The sequence below is a fragment of the Streptomyces bathyalis genome (genome assembly GCF_015910445.1).
GTDB lineage: Bacteria > Actinomycetota > Actinomycetes > Streptomycetales > Streptomycetaceae > Streptomyces > Streptomyces bathyalis.
The window spans coordinates 1,773,613-1,790,950 of record NZ_CP048882.1; the positions used below are offsets into that span (position 1 = coordinate 1,773,613).

The window sequence follows — 17,338 nt, forward strand, 5'->3', positions numbered from 1 at the left end:
GCTTCTCCGACTGTACCTGCAGCGGCAGGGGGCGGCTGCGGCACCGGACCCCGTCAGCCATCGGCGACGGGGTCCGGATGAGGCGCGCGTACGAACGGCTGGGGTTCGTTCAGCCGCTGACGGCGACCTGCGGCTCGCCCGAGGCGACGCCGTCCTTCTCCATCTTCTCGGCGATCTTCATCGCCTCGTCGATGAGGGTCTCGACGATCTTCGATTCGGGGACGGTCTTGATGACCTCGCCCTTGACGAAGATCTGTCCCTTGCCATTGCCCGACGCGACGCCGAGGTCCGCCTCGCGGGCCTCGCCGGGGCCGTTGACGACGCATCCCATGACGGCGACGCGCAGCGGCACCTCCATGCCCTCCAGGCCCGCGGTGACCTCGTCGGCGAGCTTGTAGACGTCGACCTGCGCACGTCCGCAGGAGGGGCAGGAGACGATCTCGAGGCGGCGCTGGCGCAGGCCGAGCGATTCCAGGATCGAGATGCCGACCTTGCACTCCTCGGCGGGCGGCGCGGACAGCGAGACGCGGATCGTGTCGCCGATGCCCTCGGCCAGCAGGGCTCCGAAGGCGACGGAGGACTTGATGGTGCCCTGGAAGGCGGGACCGGCCTCGGTGACGCCGAGGTGCAGCGGGTAGTCGCACTGCGCGGCGAGCTGCCGGTAGGCGTTGATCATCACGACCGGGTCGTTGTGCTTGACCGAGATCTTGATGTCGCGGAAGCCGTGCTCCTCGAAGAGGGAGCACTCCCACAGCGCCGACTCGACGAGCGCCTCGGGGGTGGCCTTCCCGTACTTCTGCAGCAGCCGCTTGTCGAGGGAGCCGGCGTTGACGCCGATGCGGATGGGCGTCCCCGCGGCGGAGGCCGCCCGCGCGATCTCCTTGACCTTGTCGTCGAACTGCTTGATGTTGCCCGGGTTCACGCGGACGGCGGCGCAGCCCGCGTCGATCGCGGCGAAGACGTACTTCGGCTGGAAGTGGATGTCGGCGATGACGGGGATCTGCGACTTGCTCGCGATGGTGGCGAGCGCGTCGGCGTCGTCCTGCGTGGGGCAGGCCACCCGTACGATCTGGCAGCCGGACGCGGTCAGCTCGGCGATCTGCTGAAGTGTCGAGCCGATGTCGGACGTACGGGTCGTGGTCATCGACTGCACGGACACCGGTGCGTCACCGCCGACGGCCACCGGACCGACATGGATCTTCCGGCTCTTGCGGCGGTCGGTGAGCTTGGTCGGTACGTCCGGCATTCCGAGCGAAATCGCTGTCGCTGTCATCTGGCGTGCAACCCCAAGGTGTGGATCGAGAAGTCCCGGGAGATCGACGGGCTCCGGACCCCGAGATTACGGCACCCCCGCCCCTGGGAGCACATCCCTCTCCGCGAACCGGCTGAAGAGTACATACGGAGCAAATGCCTCCCGGGCGGGACGGGCGCCGCGTTTCCGGCGGCGCCCCCGGCCGTGCCCCTGCCGGCGCGGTCCGCTATCCCGCGAGTCTCACCGGGTTGACCACGTCGGCCACCAGCACCAGCAGTGTGAAGCAGATGAAGATCCCCGCGACCACGTACGCGACGGGCATCAGCTTCGCCACGTCGAACGGCCCGGGGTCGGGTCGCCGGAAGACCTTGGCGAAGGCCCGCCGGACCGACTCCCACACGGCTCCCGCGATGTGGCCGCCGTCCAGCGGCAGCAGCGGCAGCATGTTGAAGAGGAAGAGGGACAGGTTGAAGCCCGCGACCAGGAACAGCATCGTCGCCACTCGCTGGGTGGGCGGGATGTCGAGCGAGAAGACCTCGCCGCCGACGCGGGCCGCGCCCACGACGCCCATCGGGGAGTCCTGCTTGCGCTCGGCGCCGCCGAACGCCGCGTCCCACAGCTCGGGGACCTTCGACGGGAGCGCGATCAGCGCCTGCACACCGGAGGCCATCATGTCGCTCATCCGGTCGACGGACTGCGGGAATGTCTGCGGGACCACGCCGCTGGCCGGGGTGAAGCCGAGGAATCCGGCCGTCACGTACTCGCCCTCGACGTAGCCGCCGCGGCCGTCGGACTTGGCGACCTTGTTCGAGATCAGATCCGCCTGGAGGGTCTTGCGGTCGCCGTCGCGGGTGACGGTGATGGTGGCGGGCCCCGTGGTGTCCCGGATCTGCTGCTGGAGGGTGCCCCACTCGGTGACGCGCTTGCCGTCGAAGGCCACGATCTTGTCGCCCGGCAGCATGCCGGCCGCCTTGGCCGGCGAGTCCTTCGCACCCGCCGGGCACTTGTCGGACTTCGACGACGCCGGGATGACGCACTTGGACACGGAGGAGACGGTGGTGGTCTGCGTGGTGATGCCGAAGGACATCAGCACCGTCATGAAGATCACGACCGCCAGGATCAGATTCATGAACGGCCCGGCGAACATCACGATGACGCGCTTCCAGGGTGCCCTGGTGTAGAGCAACCGCTTCTCGTCGCCCGGCTGCAACTCCTCGTAGGCGGCGGCGCGTGCGTCCTCGATCATCCCGCGGAACGGAGAGGTCGACCGCTTGCGCAGCGAGCCGTCCTCGCCCGGCGGGAACATACCGATCATGCGGATGTAACCGCCGAGGGGCACAGCCTTCAGGCCGTACTCGGTCTCGCCCTTGTGCCTGGAGAAGATCGTCGGGCCGAAGCCCACCATGAACTGCGGCACACGGACGCCGAACATCTTCGCTGTCGAGAAGTGCCCCAACTCGTGCCAGGCGATGGAGAAGAGCAGACCGAGGACGAACACGACTATGCCGAGAATCGTCATGAGGGTCGTCATGCGCGGGCCTCCGCTGCTGCCGTCGCCAGTTCACGGGCGCGTTCGCGCGCCCACGTCTCCGCGTCGAGGACATCGTCGAGCGTCAGCGCCGCCTCGGCAGGCGTCCCGTGCTCCTCGACCACAGCGGCAACCGTATCCACGATGCCGGGGAACGGCAGCCTTCCGCTCAAGAACGCATCAACGCACTCCTCGTTCGCGGCGTTGTAGACGGCCGGCGCGGTTCCCCCGTACCTGCCGACCTGGAAGGCGAGCGGCACGGCCGGGAAGGCCTCGGCGTCCAGCGGGAAGAAGTTCCACGCCATCGCGCGCGACCAGTCGAAGACGGGCCCCGCGTCCGGAACCCTCTCGGGCCATCCGATGCCGAGCGCGATGGGAAGCCGCATGTCCGGCGGCCCGCACTGGGCGAGGGTCGAGCCGTCGTTGAACTCGACCATGGAGTGCACGGCGGACTGGGGGTGCACGACGACCTCGATCCGGTCGAACGGGAGGTCGTAGAGGAGGTGGGCCTCGATCACCTCCAGCCCTTTGTTGACGAGGGTCGCCGAGTTGACGGTGATCACCGGGCCCATTTCCCAGGTGGGGTGCGCGAGCGCCTCCTTGGGCGTGACGTCCGCGAGTTCGGCCTTCGTACGTCCGCGGAAGGGCCCGCCGGAGGCGGTGATCAGCAGCTTGCGCACCTCCGAGTGGGTGCCGCTCATCAGGGCCTGGAAGACCGCGGAGTGCTCGGAGTCGACGGGCACGATCTGGCCGGGTGCCGCGAGTGCCCTCACCAGGGGGCCGCCGACGATCAGCGACTCCTTGTTGGCCAGGGCCAGCATCCGGCCCGCCTCGAGAGCGGCGAGAGTGGGCGCCAGCCCGATGGAGCCGGTGATGCCGTTGAGCACCGTGTGGCACTCGCTCCCCGCCAGCTCGGTCGCCGCGTCCGGCCCGGCGAGCACCTCGGGAATCGCGTTCCCCGGCCCGTACTCGGCGCGCAGCGCCTCCCTCAGCTGGACGGCCTTGTCCTCACGGGCGACGGCGACGGTCCGCACCTGGAGCCGGTGCGCCTGCCCGGCCAGCAGCTCCAGGCGGCCCCCGGCGGCAGAGAGTCCGGTGACCCGGAACCGGCCGGGATTGCTCAGGACGACATCGACCGCCTGGGTGCCGATGGAGCCGGTCGATCCGAGGATCACGATGTCGCGCGGGCCTTCCGGCACGGCCGACGGCGCGGAGGGCCGCAGGTGCGGGTCGGCGAGGGATTGGGTCATGGCCCCATTCTGACTGTTCCTCCGCGTGCCGCGTTCACCGCCTGCCGTCCCGTCCGCCCGGGATCCGCGGGTGCACTGCAGGCCGCCCCCGGACCTTGTCCGGCGCACCGGCGCGGGCGCCCGGCGCGCGTGCCCGCGCCGGGCGCCCACCCCCTCCCAGGCCGGATCAGCGGGGCTTCAGCCGATCCGCCTGTGGACGTCCTTCTTCTTCGACGGTCCCGGTACGGCCGCGGCGATCCACGGGCCGTCCGACGAGGGGTCGATGACGCCCTCCTCCAGCCACGTGTAGGCGCCGTCGAGGATGCCGGTCACGACCTTGCGGTCCAGGTCGTCCGTGTTGTGCCACAGCCTCCCGAACAGCTCCTCCACCCGGATCCGCGACTGCCTGCAGAAGGCGTCCGCCAGCTGGTACGGCGCCTTGCCGTCGGGGCCGCTGCTCAGCGCGTCGCGCCGCAGCTTCTCCGCACGTACGCACGCCGCGCTCATCGCGAACAGCTCGGCGCCGATGTCCACGATCCGCCCGAGGAAGCCCTGCTTGGTCTCCATGCGTCCCTGCCAGCGCGACATGGCGTAGAACGTGGAGCGGGCGAGCTTGCGCGAGGTGCGCTCGACGTAGCGCAGATGCCCGGCGAGTTCACCGAAGTCCGAGAAGGCGCCGGGCAACTGGCCCGGTCCGGCGACGAGTTTGGGCAGCCAGCGGGCGTAGAAGCCGCCGGCGGCCATGGCCGCTCGGCCCTTGTCGGAGAGGGTCTTGTCCGGGTCGATCAGGTCGCCGGCCACCGAGAGGTGGGCGTCGACGGCTTCGCGCGCGATGAGGAGATGCATGATCTCCGTCGAGCCCTCGAAGATGCGGTTGATGCGCAGATCGCGCAGCAACTGCTCCGCGGGTACGCCGCGTTCGCCGCGCGCGGCGAGGGACTCCGCGGTCTCGAAGCCGCGTCCGCCGCGGATCTGGACGAGTTCGTCGGCCATGGTCCACGCCATCTCGCTGCCGAACAGCTTGGCCAGCGCGGCCTCGATCCGGATGTCGTTGCGTTCCTCGTCGGCCATCTGGCTGGAGAGGTCGAGCACGGCCTCCAAGGCGAACGTCGTCGCGGCGATGAACGACATCTTGCTGCCGACGGCCTCGTGCTTGGCGACGGGCCGTCCCCACTGCACGCGCGCCTCGCCCCACTCGCGGGCCACCCTCAGGCACCACTTGCCGGCGCCCACGCATGTGGCCGGCAGCGAGAGGCGCCCGGTGTTGAGGGTGGTCAAGGCGATCTTGAGTCCTTCGCCCTCCTTGCCGATGCGGTTCGCCGCCGGGACGCGCACCTGGTGGAGGCGGGTGACGCCGTTCTCGAGGCCGCGCAGGCCCATGAAGGTGTTGCGGTTCTCGACGGTGACGCCCTCTGACTCGCCCTCGACGACGAAGGCCGTGATGCCGCCCCTGTGGCCCTCGGACTTCGGCACGCGGGCCATGACGACGAGGAGGTCCGCGACGACGCCGTTCGTCGTCCAGAGCTTCACGCCGTCGAGAACGTAGTCGTCGCCGTCCGGCACCGCTGTCGTCGCCAGCCGCGCGGGGTCGGAGCCGACGTCGGGCTCGGTGAGCAGGAAGGCCGAGATGTCGGTGCGGGCACAGCGCGGCAGGAACTTGTCCTTCTGCTCCTGGGTGCCGAACATCTTCAGCGGCTGCGGCACCCCGATCGACTGGTGCGCGGAGAGCAGGGCGCCGACGGCCGGGCTGGCGCTGCTCACCATGGCGAGCGCCTTGTTGTAGTAGACCTGCGTGAGGCCGAGACCCCCGTACTCGGGGCCGACCTTCATGCCGAGCGCGCCGAGGTCCTTGAGCCCGGCGACGACCTCGTCGGGGATGCGGTCGTCGCGCTCGATCCGCGCGCCGTCGACCGTCGTCTCGCAGAAGTCGCGCAGCTTCGCCAGGAATTCCTCGCCGCGGCGCACGTCCTCGGCGGGGGGCTCCGGATGGGGGTGGATCAGGTCCAGCCGGAAGCGGCCCAGGAACATTTCCTTGGCGAAGCTGGGCTTGCGCCAGTCCTGTTCGCGTGCGGCCTCGGCTACTTCTCGGGCTTCGCGCTCGGAGACAGTCATCTCACTCATCTCGCCGCGTGGTAGGGACAGTGAACGCCGTGCGGCGCCGGATGACGCCGCGCACTACCGGCCGGTGCTACTCGCTCGTATGTACCCGATTCATCCGGTGCGTACCAGACTTCCCGCACGCGGTGTCCAGGATGCGCCGCGGCGCGAACGGCGCGGTCGCACGCCCTCTTGCCCGGTGGCCAGGCGGTCATGCCGCGCGGGCGTGGCCGGCCCTCCCCCCCCGTCCCGAGGCCGGCCACGCCCGCGCGGCGTCGGCGAACTGTCAGGGCACCACCCGGAAGTGGGTCGTCAGGCGGCCCTCGTCGTCGTGGACGTGGTACGCGATCATCGGGGGCAGGTCGTAGTCGAGCGGCCCTCCGGCCTCGCCCTCCCACGGCATCTTCAGCGTGGAGACGACGCCGGGCGCGGCGACCAGCGGGCGGCCCGCGAACGTCGTGACGGCGGGCGTGTGGCTGTGTCCGCACAGCAGCGCCGCCACATGTGTGTGCCGCTCGACGACGGCGGCGAGGCGCTGCTCCCCGAACTGGCGTATGGGATCGACGTATTGCCCGTGCAGCGGCACGGGAGGGTGGTGGAAGCAGACGAAGGCCGGGCGGTCGTGCGGTGCTCCGGCGAGTGCGTTGTCGAGCCAGTCCAGCGTGCCGTCGTCGAGGTAGCCGTCGCCGCGTCCCGGGATGCTGGAGTCGCACATGGCGAAGGTGGCGCCGGGCAGTACGACCAGGCGGTTGACGGGTGAGGTGTCGGACGGATCGGCGTCCAGGAGGGCGGCGCGGTACGGCCCGCGTGCGTCGTGGTTGCCCGGGCAGTGCAGCGGCGCGTGCCTGGAGCCGTCGAGCAGCTTCGCGGCCTCCGCGTACTCCTCCGGAGTGCCGTGATCGGTGACGTCACCGGTGAGGATCACTGCGTCCAGCTCGCCGGGAAGCTCCTCCAGGCAGCGCAGTACCCGCTCGGTGCGCTCCCGGGCCCGGGCGCCGCCGTCGCCCCGGTCCTGTCCGATGTGTGTGTCACTTATGTGTGCGAAGACGAACAACCGATCAGTCCTTCCACTCGGCCGCGAGAGCGCGGGCAGGGTTGCTTACGAATATCCGCTCGGCGGCCTCCGTGCCCAGCTCACGGGCGAGGCGCGGCCTGAGCACCGCCGGCAGGTGGCGCATACCCGGAGCGCGGCGGGCCTCCGCCGTCGTGGTGTCGGACCCGAGCATGATCCGTTCCCCGCACCCGTGGTCGACGAGCGAAAGGAGGCACTCCGTCAGCCGCGCGTCCGTCGCGTGCTGCACGTGGGACGGGCCGTCGAAGACGAGCCAGGCATCGCGTCGCGCGACGTCCCGGTGGAGCGAGAGGTCCGGGAAGCGGCCGAGGTGGCCCAGCAGTACGCGGTGCGGCGGCACGCCGCCCCGTTCGCAGAGCAGGTCGAGCACGTCGTGCGCGGCTGTGCCGCCTTCGAGGTGCACGGCGACGGGCGCGCCGGTGGCGTGGTGTGCCTCGGCCGCGGCGTGCATGGTGCGGGACGCGTGCGCGTCCAGGCCGCGGAACCCGCCCGCCACCTTGATCAGTCCGGCGCGCGGTCCCTCCCCGCAGACGCTGCCGCGCACTCCGCGGGTCAGCTCCTCGACGAAGAGCTGTGCGAGGTCGGCTGCCTCGGCGTCCGTCGGGCTGAGCTGTCCCGGGCGGACAGCCGCGTAGTGCACGGCTTGGTGCAGGCCCGTCGCGGCGACCAGATGCAGCCCGGTGCGCCGGGCGAGCTCGGCCAGCGCGCCCGTGCAACGACCCATCCCGTACGGGGTCCACTGCACGGCCGACTGCCCGCCCGCCTCCGCGAACGCGCTCAACTCGGCCTCGGCGGCGTCCGCGTCGGCCAGCTCCTGGCCGGGCAGCGCCGGGGTGCGGATGAAGAGATGGGCGTGCGCGTCGCACACGCCGAGCCGGTCGCCCGAGACATCACCGAGAACGGTGCGGACGGCACCCACGGGCAGCGGTCCGGCCCCTTGGATCCCACTGGTCACGGGCATGGGGCGAACCTACCCCGCGCAGCGAGCGACGAGATGGGGCCTTTACCGCGGGCGGGCTTCTGATAGGACAGAGGGCATGCACGTCGAACCCGGCGAAGACGCTGTAGACACCTTCCTTGCCGCCTTCAATGCCCCGAACCAGGCCTATGTGACCGAGTTGCTCTCGCGCGCACTCACGCAGGACGTCCTCTTCTGGGGGCCGCTGGGGCGCAGCACCGGGGTGGAGGCGGTGGAGAACTTCATCAACGAACTCCGCGCGCATCCCGACGGCCCGGGAAAGGTGTCGCGGACCACGGTGGTCGACGCCCCCGGCGAGTGGGCGCGCTACAGCTGGAGTTACCACAACGGAGCAGGTCAACTGCTGCTGACGGGAACCGACATGGTGCACCTGCGTGACGAACGCATCGACCAGATGGTCGTCTTCGCCGGGGACCTCGCGGCGATCTGAGCGCCCCACCCCGCCGACCGGTCCGTCCTCGGGTGGCCGGGCGGCCCACCGGTGCGAGGACCACGCCGTCCGCCCGCATCGCAAGGAACCCGCACAGGAGCCGATCCGGCACACACGACGCGGCGGACCCGGACCGCGCGCACACCACGCCCGGTCCGGGTCCGTCCGTCTCCGTCGGGTCCGCCGTTGCGGATGCCCCCCGGGAAGCGGCGAGGGCTACAGATCCAGGCCCGTCAGCACCATCACGCGCTCGTAGGTGTAGTCCTCCATCGCGAAGCGGACGCCCTCACGGCCCACGCCCGACTGCTTCGCGCCGCCGTACGGCATCTGGTCGGCACGGTAGGAGGGGACGTCGCCGACGATCACGCCGCCCATCTCCAGCGACCGGTGGGCACGGAAGGCGGCCTGGATGTCGTGCGTGAACAGGCCTGCCTGGAGGCCGTACTTGGAGTTGTTGGCGACGGCGAACGCCTCGTCCTCGCCCTCCACCTTCGTCAGCGACATGACCGGCCCGAAGACCTCCTCGCAGCCGATCTGCGTGTCGGGGCCCACGTCCTCCAGCACGGTCGGTGCGTACGTCGCACCCTCGCGCTTGCCGCCCGCCAGCAGCTTCGCGCCACCCGAGACGGCCTCCTCGACCCAGGACTCGACGCGCTTGGCCGCGTCCTCGCTCACCAGTGGCCCGACGTCGGTGGCCGGGTCGGCGGGGTCGCCGGTGCGCAGAGCCTCGACCGCCGTGACGATCCTCGGCACGAGACGGTCGTAGACCGAGGAGTCGGCGATCACGCGCTGCACGGAGATGCAGGACTGGCCGGCCTGGTAGTTGGAGAACGTCGCGATGCGCTGCGCCGCCCAGTCCAGGTCGTCCTCGGAGGAGTAGTCGCCCAGCACGATCGCCGCGCCGTTGCCGCCGAGTTCGAGGGTGACGCGCTTGCGCGGGGCGGAGTCGAGGATGGACCAGCCGACGGGCGCGGAGCCGGTGAAGGAGATGATGGGCAGCCGCTCGTCCTGCACCAGCTCGGGCATCCGGTCGTTGGGCACGGGCAGCACGGACCACGAGCCGGCGGGCAGGTCCGTCTCCGCCAGCAGCTCACCGATCAGCAGCCCGGACAGCGGCGTGGCCGGTGCGGGCTTGAGGATGATCGGCGTCCCGACGGCCAGCGCGGGGGCCACCTTGTGGGCGCACAGGTTGAGCGGGAAGTTGAAGGGCGCGATGCCGAGCACCGGTCCGAACGGGAAGCGCCGGGTGTAAGCGAGGCGTCCCGTGCCGCCCGCGTCGGAGTCGAGCCGCTGAGCCTCGCCGCTGTTGAAGCGGCGCGCCTCGTCGGCGGCCCAGCGGAAGACGGAGACGCACCGGCCGACCTCGCCGCGCGCCCACTTCATGGGCTTGCCGTTCTCCGACGAGATCAGGGTCGCGATCTCCTCGGACCGCTCGCGGACGCGGGCCGTGACGTGGTCCAGGGCGGCGGCGCGTACGTGCGCGGGGGTCGCCGAGAACTCGTCGGCGACGGCTGCGGCCGCGGCCACGGCCTCCTCGACCTGGTCCGCCGTGGGAAGGCTGATGCTTCCCACGACCCTGCCGTCCCAGGGCGAGGTGACATCGAGCGTGTCGTCGCCCGTGGCCTCGCGGCCTGCGAGCCAGAACGCGTGCGGGGAAGTCGCTGTCGTCACTGCGGGGCCGCCCTTCCGGAGTGGTGGTGTCAGAGCAATGTGAGCGTGAGAAGACGGCAGGCAGAGCTGTGCCGCGCTGTACCTGTGGTGATGAGTGCCGGGGCGGCGCTCATCCGTCTCTTCAGCCAACGGTAGGGCCTGCGGAGGGCAGGATTTCTTGTCCGCCACGGCAGACTTGTGACTCGCCACACGCCGGTTTGGCACGGACACCGAGCGTGTTCCACCGGCTTGCCGCGTCGCCAGCGTCGCAACGATGCCGACCGATGTGGACCGTGAGCCGGTGCGCACCAGGCCGAAGGCCGCCCGCTCACAGATCCGGCGGCGCGCCAGCCGTCAGCCCGCGCTCCGGAGGGTTCCCGCAGGTCATCCCGTGGCCTTGAGGGCGAGCCACAGCTCCATGCGTACGTCGGGATCGTCGAGGGAGCGGCCGAGGATCTCCTCGACGCGGCGCATCCGGTACCTCAGCGTGTGCCGGTGCACGCCCAAATCGGCGGCCGCGGCGTCCCACTGGCCGTGCCGGGAGAGCCAGGCGCGCAGGGAGGCGACGAGATCGCCCCGCCCGTTCGCGTCGTGATCGCGCAGCGACCGCAGCAGACCGTCGGCGAAGGCCCGTACTGCGTCGTCGGCCAGAAGCGGCAGCACGGATCCGGCGGCGACGTCCTCGTGCTCGACGAGCGGGGCGCCGCGGCGCCGGGCCACCGACAGTGCCTGGTCCGCCTGCTTGAACGCGACGGTCGCGGCGGCGAGACCGGCCGGCGCGGAGACCCCGATGACGAGCGCGTCGTCGGATGCGGATGCCGCACCACCGGATTGATGTGCGCCGCCGGAACCGGATGATTCGGCGGCGTCGGCGCATGCGGCCGCGTACTGGGCGCACGCGGCGACGGCAGCGCCCCCGTCGGCGGCGAGCACCACGAGACGGCTGCCGTCCGGCACGACGAGGACGGCCTCCCCGTTGCGCGCCGCGGCCGTCTCGACGAGATCCGCGAGCTGTTCGAGGGGGCCCGGCAGATCCTCCGCGATGCCCTCGGGAACGGGTACGGGCACGGCCGAGGTCTCTGTGACGGTCACGACGGGCAGATTGCCTCCCGGCGCGCCGCCGGCACCCGCGGCGACAGTGGTGCCGCCGCCCGCCGGGCCGTCCCCGTTCACAGCGGCGTGCCCGTTGGCGCTTCCCCGCCCACGGGTCGTTGAGCCCGCCGCCGGCTCGGCCACCAGGACCCGCATCGGGGCGTCCAGCAGGCCGCCGTAGAGCGCACCGGCGACGGCACGCGCGTGGTCGGACTCACCGGAGAGCAGCATCCTCATCACCGCGGCGCCGAGGCGCTGTTCGGCCTCCTGGAGTGCCCTCGACCGCTCCATCGTGAGCGTGAGCAGCGCGATGGCGGAGTGCACGGCGTAGCGCTCCGCGGTGCCCAACGGTGCGGCCGTTCCGACCGCGAGGACGGCCTTCGCGCGGCGGCCGCTGCCGACCGACTGCAGCTCCACGCGGTCGTCGCCGGAATCCGACCCGCTGACGACGGCGCTGGCCGGGGCCGGCCTGTCCCGCAGCCGTTCCGCGTCCGCGACGAACCGGGAGGCCCGGCGCACCGCCCAGGCCGGCGCCGTGGCGACCATGGCGCCGGAGGCGTCGTAGAGTGCGGCCCAACCGGCCACCTCGGAGGCGAGTTTGGTGAGCAGGGCCGCGGGACCCTCCTGCGAGAGGGCGGCCCGCGTCATCTCGCGCTGCGCCTCGAAGCCCGCCGTGACCGCCCGGTACTGCTCGGCCGCTATGGCGGCCGAGACGGCCTTGCTGATGGCGATGAAGGGCGTCCGGCGGGGCACTTCGAGCAGTGGAAGGCCCGCCTCGCGGCACGCCTCGACGATCGCGTCCGGCACCTTCTCGTAGTTGACCCCCGCGGCGAAGCCGAGCCCGACCACGCCCTTTTCGGTGAGCCGCTGTACGTAGGCGCGCATCTCCTCCGGGTCCTCGGCGTCCAGCTTCAGAGCCGTGACGAGGAGGAGTTCACCACCGTCGAGATAGGGAGTCGGGTCCGCCAGCTCGCTGGCGTGCGCCCAGCGCACATCGGTGTCCAGCCGGTCCTGCCCTGTGAGCACGGCCAGCCGGAGCGCGGAGTGCTGAACGAGCGAGGCGAGAGTCGGTGGCATAACAAGGCTCACCGTACAGGCGCCCGGCTCATTTCGGTCATTCCCGAACTCATTCCCCCAGCTCCGCGAGGATCGGAGGCGTCCGCTCCCCACGGACAGTGGTCAGCGACAGCACAGCGTGACCGGGCGGCAGATCGTTGGCGAGGTCGGAGGCGGACCAGCGTTCGCGCTGCACCGTGCGGACGGTCACGGACTCGGCCGTGACATGCCTGCCCGTGGCGAGCCTGCGCACCGCGTGCATCACCTTGGTCAGCGGCTCGTCGGAGACGAGCTGGCGGTTGGTCACGTCGCGGGTCTCGACCCACTCGGTGCCCCACACCTCAGCGAAATGCTCGGCGTCCCAGGGGGTCACGCCCGCGCACACCATGCGGCAGCCCACCGCGCCCAGCAGCGGGCCGCGCAGATGCGCCGGGACCTCGTCCAGCGCGCGCAGCGTCAGCAGGACGCCGCCGTGCGCGGAACGCACGCGCTGGAGTCCGCGCAGCGACTGCGGGGTGACGGTCTGGGCCGCGTCGTCGAGGACGAGACCCGCGAAGAGTGACTGGTCCTCCCGTGCGCTCGCGCACTCGGTGAACTGGGCGAGGACGAGCCGCGCGAGGATGCGCGACGCCTCCGCGTGGCCCCGCTCGGGAAGGTCGATGCGCACACGCAGCGGCTTCTCGAGGGCGCGCAGCGAGAACGGCCTCGGGGACGCTCCGGCCCCTTCGCCCCCGGCGGCGCCGGCCGGTCCGTCCGCGCCCTCGGGCACGAAGAAGCCGGAGAAGGCGGGCCTGTCCAGCAGCGCGATGCGTTCCGCGAGCAGCGCCGGCGCGTCGCCGGGGCGGCCCGACTGCCGTCCGTACGCGTCGAGTTCGCGCAGCTGCGAGGGCAGGTCCGCCTCGTCGAGAGCGGTACGCAGGGCGTCGACGGCGGAGGTCGAGCCGTCCAGCAGTTCGCGCAGCTCCGGCACGGCGGGGAAGCGGCCGTGGGCGGCGCGGAAGGGCCCGATGAGCTGCGCCAGTGCCGTCGCGGCCCGGCGGCTGTCACCGCCGGGAAGGGAATCGGTCAGGTCCCCGACGAGGGCTTCCGCGAGCATGCCGGCGGCCTCGTCCGGGTCGTCCGTGCCGCCGTAGAGGTCGAGGTCGTGCGACGAGCCGGGGTTGCCGACCCGGACGACGACGTCGAAGGCCTCGTCGGGCGCCAGCCGGTCCCCGTTCGCCGTCACGGCGACGACGGCTGCCTGACCGGCGAGCGCCTGGAGGCAGAGCGATTCCGCGACGGGACGGGCGAGGCGGGTCGTCTTCCCGGACCCGGGGGGCCCGACGGCCAGCGCCGAGGTGCCGAGCAGCGCGGGCTCCAGGGCCATGCCGGCGCCCCGGTACTGGAACGGGTTGCGCTCGTTGTCGGCGGCGGTGCCGATGCGGACCTGACCGACGCTCAGGTCGTGCCGTGCCGCACGGCCGTGCGGCAGGTCCCGGCGGCCCGAGGGGTGCGCGCAGGCCGCCGCGCCCTTCGCCTCGACGGTCTCGACGAACGCGGAGAGCCGTCCGGGCCGCGCCCGCACGGACTCCCAGGCGCGGCGGATGCGGGCGTGGTCGACGTCGTTCATGCGGCCGTCGCGCACCTCGGCGGCGAGGAGATCGGCAGCACGGGCCGCGCCGTGGCCCCGCAGCTCCGGCCACTCGACGGGATCCGACTGCGGAGGCGGTGCCGGGACGGGCGATGCGGGATCCGTGGCGCCGCGGCGCTCACTGCCCGCCGGCCCCGCCCCCGCGCTGCCGCCGGACAGGCGTGCCCACGCCCGGCGGGCGAGCTCCGGCCAGTGGCCCAGCCGTCCGAAGACGACGGCGAGGGCGGCGATGACGAGGCCGTAGTAGATGTAGGTCAGCCAGACGAAGATCATCTGCTCGCCCCCGGCGGACCGCCAGGACTCGGGCGTCAGGGCGAGCATCGGCCAGAGCCAGTAGTCGCCCAGGTAGCCGTTGTAGAGCAGCGACCAGACGAGCCAGGCGATGAGGAAGGAGACCAGGGCGCCGCCCAGCAGCTGCCGCGTCGGAGTGCGGTCGCGGTCCTGGGGCGGGAGAGGCCGGTAGCCGTACCGCCAGATGCCGGGCTCGGCCTCGGGGCGCGGGACCCGCAGCCAGTCGGCGAGCCGGGCGCCGGGGCCGGGTGCGTGCGCGGGCTTCGGCGGCGCGGCGGCCCGCGGCTCCTGGCCGTGCGTCCGGGGGCGGCTCCTGGGCCGCGGGGGCGCCTGTTCCGTGGGCGGTGGGCCGGCCGCCCGCCGGTCCTGCCCGCTCCCCTGGCGGGGCAGTCCCGTGCCGGGGTCGGTCTGCGAACCGTGTGCGCTGTCCGCACCCTGCCCCTGGTGCGGAGAGTCCATGTCCATGTACTGCCTCTACCCTTGCCCGGCCGGTCGTCCCCGCCTCGTCACGGCGCCCTCGTCCCTGCTCCCGGTTCCAATCTAGCCGCCGGAGGAGGGAGTTGACCCACGCAGGTCGGCCCACCGGGGTCCCGGTGCGGTGGACGCGGCCCGGCAGGGCAGCTCATGTGCCTATAGCCGTGACGGCCAACACGACACGGGGACTTCTCCGCACCGGTGCATGTCCCGCGTTCCGCGAGGCCTCTAGCCTTCGAAGGACGTGCAGACCCCTTCGTCCTGAGAGAGAGCGCTATGAGCACGATGACGGAAATGTCCGGTGGCCCTGCCCTCCCGCAGGAGCGCCGTGTCGTCACGTCCGTCCCTGGCCCGAAGTCCCAGGAGCTGATGGCTCGCAAGCAGGCCGCTGTCGCTGACGGCATCGGCACCGTGATGCCTGTCTTCGCCAAGCGCGCGGGCGGCGGCGTCCTCGAGGACGTCGACGGCAACTCCTTCATCGACTTCGGTTCCGGCATCGCCGTGACCGGTGTCGGCAACAGCGCCGAAGCGGTGGTGCGACGCGCCTCCGCGCAGCTCGCCCAGTTCACGCACACCTGCGTGATGGTGACGCCGTACGAGCCCTACGTGGAGGTCTGCGAGGAGCTGGCGCGCCTCACGCCCGGCGACCACGCGAAGAAGAGCGCGCTGTTCAACTCGGGCGCCGAGGCCGTGGAGAACGCCGTCAAGGTCGCGCGCTCCTACACCAAGCGTCAGGCCGTCGTCGTCTTCGACCACGGCTACCACGGCCGCACGAACCTGACGATGGCGCTGACCTCGAAGAACATGCCGTACAAGCACAGCTTCGGCCCGTTCGCGCCCGAGGTGTACAGGGTGCCCGTCGCCTACCCGTTCCGCTGGCTGACCGGCCCGGACAACTGCGCCGAGGAGGCCGCGGCCCAGGCGATCGACCAGATCAACAAGCAGGTCGGCGCGGAGAACGTCGCCGCGATCCTGATCGAGCCGCTGCTCGGCGAGGGCGGCTTCATCGAGCCGGCGAAGGGGTTCCTGCCGCGCCTCGCGCAGTTCGCGAAGGAGAACGGGATCGTCTTCGTCGCGGACGAGATCCAGTCCGGCTTCTGCCGCACGGGCCAGTGGTTCGCCTGCGAGGACGAGGGCATCGTCCCGGACCTGATCACCACCGCGAAGGGCATCGCCGGCGGCATGCCGCTGGCCGCCGTCACCGGCCGCGCCGAGATCATGGACGCGCCTCACGTCGGCGGCCTGGGCGGCACCTACGGCGGGAACCCGGTGGCCTGCGCCGCGGCGCTCGGCTCCATCGAGACGATGCGGGAGATGGACCTGCCGGCCAGGGCCAAGCGCATCGAGGAGATCATGAAGCCGCGGCTGCGGAAGCTGGCCGAGCAGTACGACGTCATCGGCGACGTCCGCGGGCGCGGCGCCATGCTCGCCATCGAGCTGGTCAAGCCCGGCGGCAAGGAGCCGGACCCGCAGGTCACGGCGGCTCTCGCCAAGGCGTGCCACGAGAACGGACTGCTGGTGCTGACCACCGGCACGTACGGCAACGTGATGCGTTTCCTGCCCCCGATGGTGATCGGTGAGGATCTGCTCGACGAGGGCCTGGACGTGCTGGAAGGCGCCCTGGCCGACCTGTGAGCAGACCCTGGAATCCGTACGGCGTGAAGAATCTGTGCGAGGCCGATGGCCGGTCCGTAATCCGGCTGTCCGGCCCCGCTGACCTGCCGTACGGTTCCAGTATTCGGGTACTTCGGAACTCCACTCCGGACTCCCGGCCCGAGCCTGGCTCTCCCCAAGACAGGTTCGGTCGTGCCCTGGCGCACGCTCCTCACCGATCGGGGGACCGTCGGCTCCACACCCCCCGGGGCTTGCGGAATGCCGGTCGCTACGGCCGCTCCGGAACTTTCCCCCCTGTTCCGGGGCGGTCGGTCTTTCACCTCACCCTCTGCGCGCTCTGCTGCGTGCTCTTCGCCCTGGTCACCTGGCAGGTCGCCGTCGGCGGTCCGCTCGTCGGAGCCGACATGTGGCTGGGGAACGCGCTCCAGCGCACCTCACCTCCCGACGCCGTGGCCGAGGCCTGCGCGGATCTGGGCAACCTCGTGGTGGCCGTCCCGGTGCTCGTCGCGGCGATGACGTACGCCCTGGTGACGGGAGGTGCGCGCCGCTGGCTGCCGCCGTTGTGCCTGGCGCTGGCGCTGGCCTTCACCGCCCTCGCCGTCACCGTCGTGAAGTTGTGGCTCGGCAGGCCGGGACCGCCCGGCGGCACCAACTACTACCCGTCGGGCCACACCGCCACGGCGGCCGTCGCCTTCGGCGGTGCGGCTCTGCTCTTCTCGCTGACGGTCCGGCGGCCTCCGTACTGGCCGCTGCCCGCCGCGGCCGCGCTGCTCACCCTGGCGTGCAGTGCGGGCCTGGTGTGGCGTGGCTACCACTGGCCGCTGGACGTGGTGGCCAGCTGGTGCCTGAGCTGGGTGGTGCTCACATCGGCGGCGGCGCTCATGCTGCGGGGTCTGCGGCGGCAACGACCGGGCAAGGGCGGTGCTCCGCAGAGGAGTTGAGGG

12 protein-coding genes are annotated in these 17,338 nt (G+C 71.7%); 3 read left to right on the forward strand and 9 right to left on the reverse strand.

From position 1 onward, the window contains the following. Positions 1 to 109 precede the first annotated feature (109 nt). From ispG to G4Z16_RS07620, 6 genes are all read right to left on the reverse strand, one after another. Positions 110 to 1,273, reverse strand: coding sequence for a flavodoxin-dependent (E)-4-hydroxy-3-methylbut-2-enyl-diphosphate synthase (gene ispG, locus G4Z16_RS07595; protein ID WP_246530726.1), 1,164 nt, complete (start codon positions 1,271 to 1,273; stop codon positions 110 to 112). 205 nt (positions 1,274 to 1,478) lie between these two features. After that, the gene (locus G4Z16_RS07600) at positions 1,479 to 2,783 is read right to left on the reverse strand and encodes a M50 family metallopeptidase (RefSeq protein ID WP_197349992.1); all 1,305 of its coding nucleotides are present in this window, start codon (positions 2,781 to 2,783) and stop codon (positions 1,479 to 1,481) included. Then, positions 2,780 to 4,030, reverse strand: a complete 1,251-nt coding sequence (gene dxr, locus G4Z16_RS07605; RefSeq protein WP_197349993.1) for a 1-deoxy-D-xylulose-5-phosphate reductoisomerase — start codon at positions 4,028 to 4,030, stop codon at positions 2,780 to 2,782. Before dxr ends, G4Z16_RS07600 begins: the two co-directional genes overlap by 4 nt. 177 nt (positions 4,031 to 4,207) lie before the next feature. Beyond that, a complete protein-coding gene (locus G4Z16_RS07610) occupies positions 4,208 to 6,121 on the reverse strand; it encodes an acyl-CoA dehydrogenase family protein (protein WP_197354233.1) in 1,914 nt (637 codons plus the stop codon). Positions 6,122 to 6,392: 271 nt separating this feature from the next. Beyond that, the gene (locus G4Z16_RS07615) at positions 6,393 to 7,160 is read right to left on the reverse strand and encodes a phosphodiesterase (RefSeq protein WP_197349994.1); all 768 of its coding nucleotides are present in this window, start codon (positions 7,158 to 7,160) and stop codon (positions 6,393 to 6,395) included. Between the two features lie 4 nt (positions 7,161 to 7,164). Further along, the gene (locus G4Z16_RS07620) at positions 7,165 to 8,139 is read right to left on the reverse strand and encodes a phosphotriesterase family protein (RefSeq protein ID WP_197349995.1); all 975 of its coding nucleotides are present in this window, start codon (positions 8,137 to 8,139) and stop codon (positions 7,165 to 7,167) included. Positions 8,140 to 8,215: 76 nt separating this feature from the next. Between G4Z16_RS07620 and G4Z16_RS07625 the strand changes: the two genes are divergently transcribed. Beyond that, a complete protein-coding gene (locus tag G4Z16_RS07625) occupies positions 8,216 to 8,587 on the forward strand; it encodes a nuclear transport factor 2 family protein (RefSeq protein WP_197349996.1) in 372 nt (123 codons plus the stop codon). A gap of 216 nt (positions 8,588 to 8,803) precedes the next feature. Here the strand turns inward: G4Z16_RS07625 and G4Z16_RS07630 are convergent, their stop codons facing one another. The 3 genes from G4Z16_RS07630 to G4Z16_RS07640 all read right to left on the reverse strand — a co-directional run bounded on the left by G4Z16_RS07630 (position 8,804) and on the right by G4Z16_RS07640 (position 14,771). Then, the gene (locus tag G4Z16_RS07630; RefSeq protein ID WP_197349997.1) at positions 8,804 to 10,258 is read right to left on the reverse strand and encodes an aldehyde dehydrogenase family protein; all 1,455 of its coding nucleotides are present in this window, start codon (positions 10,256 to 10,258) and stop codon (positions 8,804 to 8,806) included. Between the two features lie 363 nt (positions 10,259 to 10,621). Beyond that, positions 10,622 to 12,406, reverse strand: coding sequence for a PucR family transcriptional regulator (locus G4Z16_RS07635; RefSeq protein WP_197349998.1), 1,785 nt, complete (start codon positions 12,404 to 12,406; stop codon positions 10,622 to 10,624). A gap of 49 nt (positions 12,407 to 12,455) precedes the next feature. Then, positions 12,456 to 14,771 (reverse strand): type IV secretory system conjugative DNA transfer family protein, encoded by a 2,316-nt coding sequence (locus G4Z16_RS07640; protein WP_197349999.1) that lies wholly within the window; start codon positions 14,769 to 14,771, stop codon positions 12,456 to 12,458. Positions 14,772 to 15,065: 294 nt separating this feature from the next. On the opposite strand from G4Z16_RS07640, the gene gabT reads away from it, so the two are divergent. Both gabT and G4Z16_RS07650 read left to right on the forward strand, forming a co-directional pair. Further along, a complete protein-coding gene (gabT, locus tag G4Z16_RS07645) occupies positions 15,066 to 16,415 on the forward strand; it encodes a 4-aminobutyrate--2-oxoglutarate transaminase (protein ID WP_197354234.1) in 1,350 nt (449 codons plus the stop codon). A 323-nt stretch (positions 16,416 to 16,738) separates the two neighbouring features. Next, complete coding sequence (locus G4Z16_RS07650; RefSeq protein WP_246530727.1) at positions 16,739 to 17,335, forward strand: phosphatase PAP2 family protein; 597 nt, start codon at positions 16,739 to 16,741, stop codon at positions 17,333 to 17,335. Positions 17,336 to 17,338 lie beyond the last annotated feature (3 nt).

Excerpts from the sequence above, each read along its gene's own strand:
- ispG (WP_246530726.1), bottom strand. The coding sequence starts at position 1,273 with ATGACAGCGACAGCGATTTCGCTCGGAATGCCGGACGTACCGACCAAG.
- G4Z16_RS07600 (WP_197349992.1), bottom strand. The coding sequence starts at position 2,783 with ATGACGACCCTCATGACGATTCTCGGCATAGTCGTGTTCGTCCTCGGT.
- dxr (WP_197349993.1), bottom strand. The coding sequence starts at position 4,030 with ATGACCCAATCCCTCGCCGACCCGCACCTGCGGCCCTCCGCGCCGTCG.
- G4Z16_RS07610 (WP_197354233.1), bottom strand. The coding sequence starts at position 6,121 with ATGACTGTCTCCGAGCGCGAAGCCCGAGAAGTAGCCGAGGCCGCACGC.
- G4Z16_RS07620 (WP_197349995.1), bottom strand. The coding sequence starts at position 8,139 with ATGCCCGTGACCAGTGGGATCCAAGGGGCCGGACCGCTGCCCGTGGGT.
- G4Z16_RS07625 (WP_197349996.1), top strand. The coding sequence starts at position 8,216 with ATGCACGTCGAACCCGGCGAAGACGCTGTAGACACCTTCCTTGCCGCC.
- G4Z16_RS07635 (WP_197349998.1), bottom strand. The coding sequence starts at position 12,406 with ATGCCACCGACTCTCGCCTCGCTCGTTCAGCACTCCGCGCTCCGGCTG.
- G4Z16_RS07640 (WP_197349999.1), bottom strand. The coding sequence starts at position 14,771 with ATGGACATGGACTCTCCGCACCAGGGGCAGGGTGCGGACAGCGCACAC.
- gabT (WP_197354234.1), top strand. The coding sequence starts at position 15,066 with ATGACGGAAATGTCCGGTGGCCCTGCCCTCCCGCAGGAGCGCCGTGTC.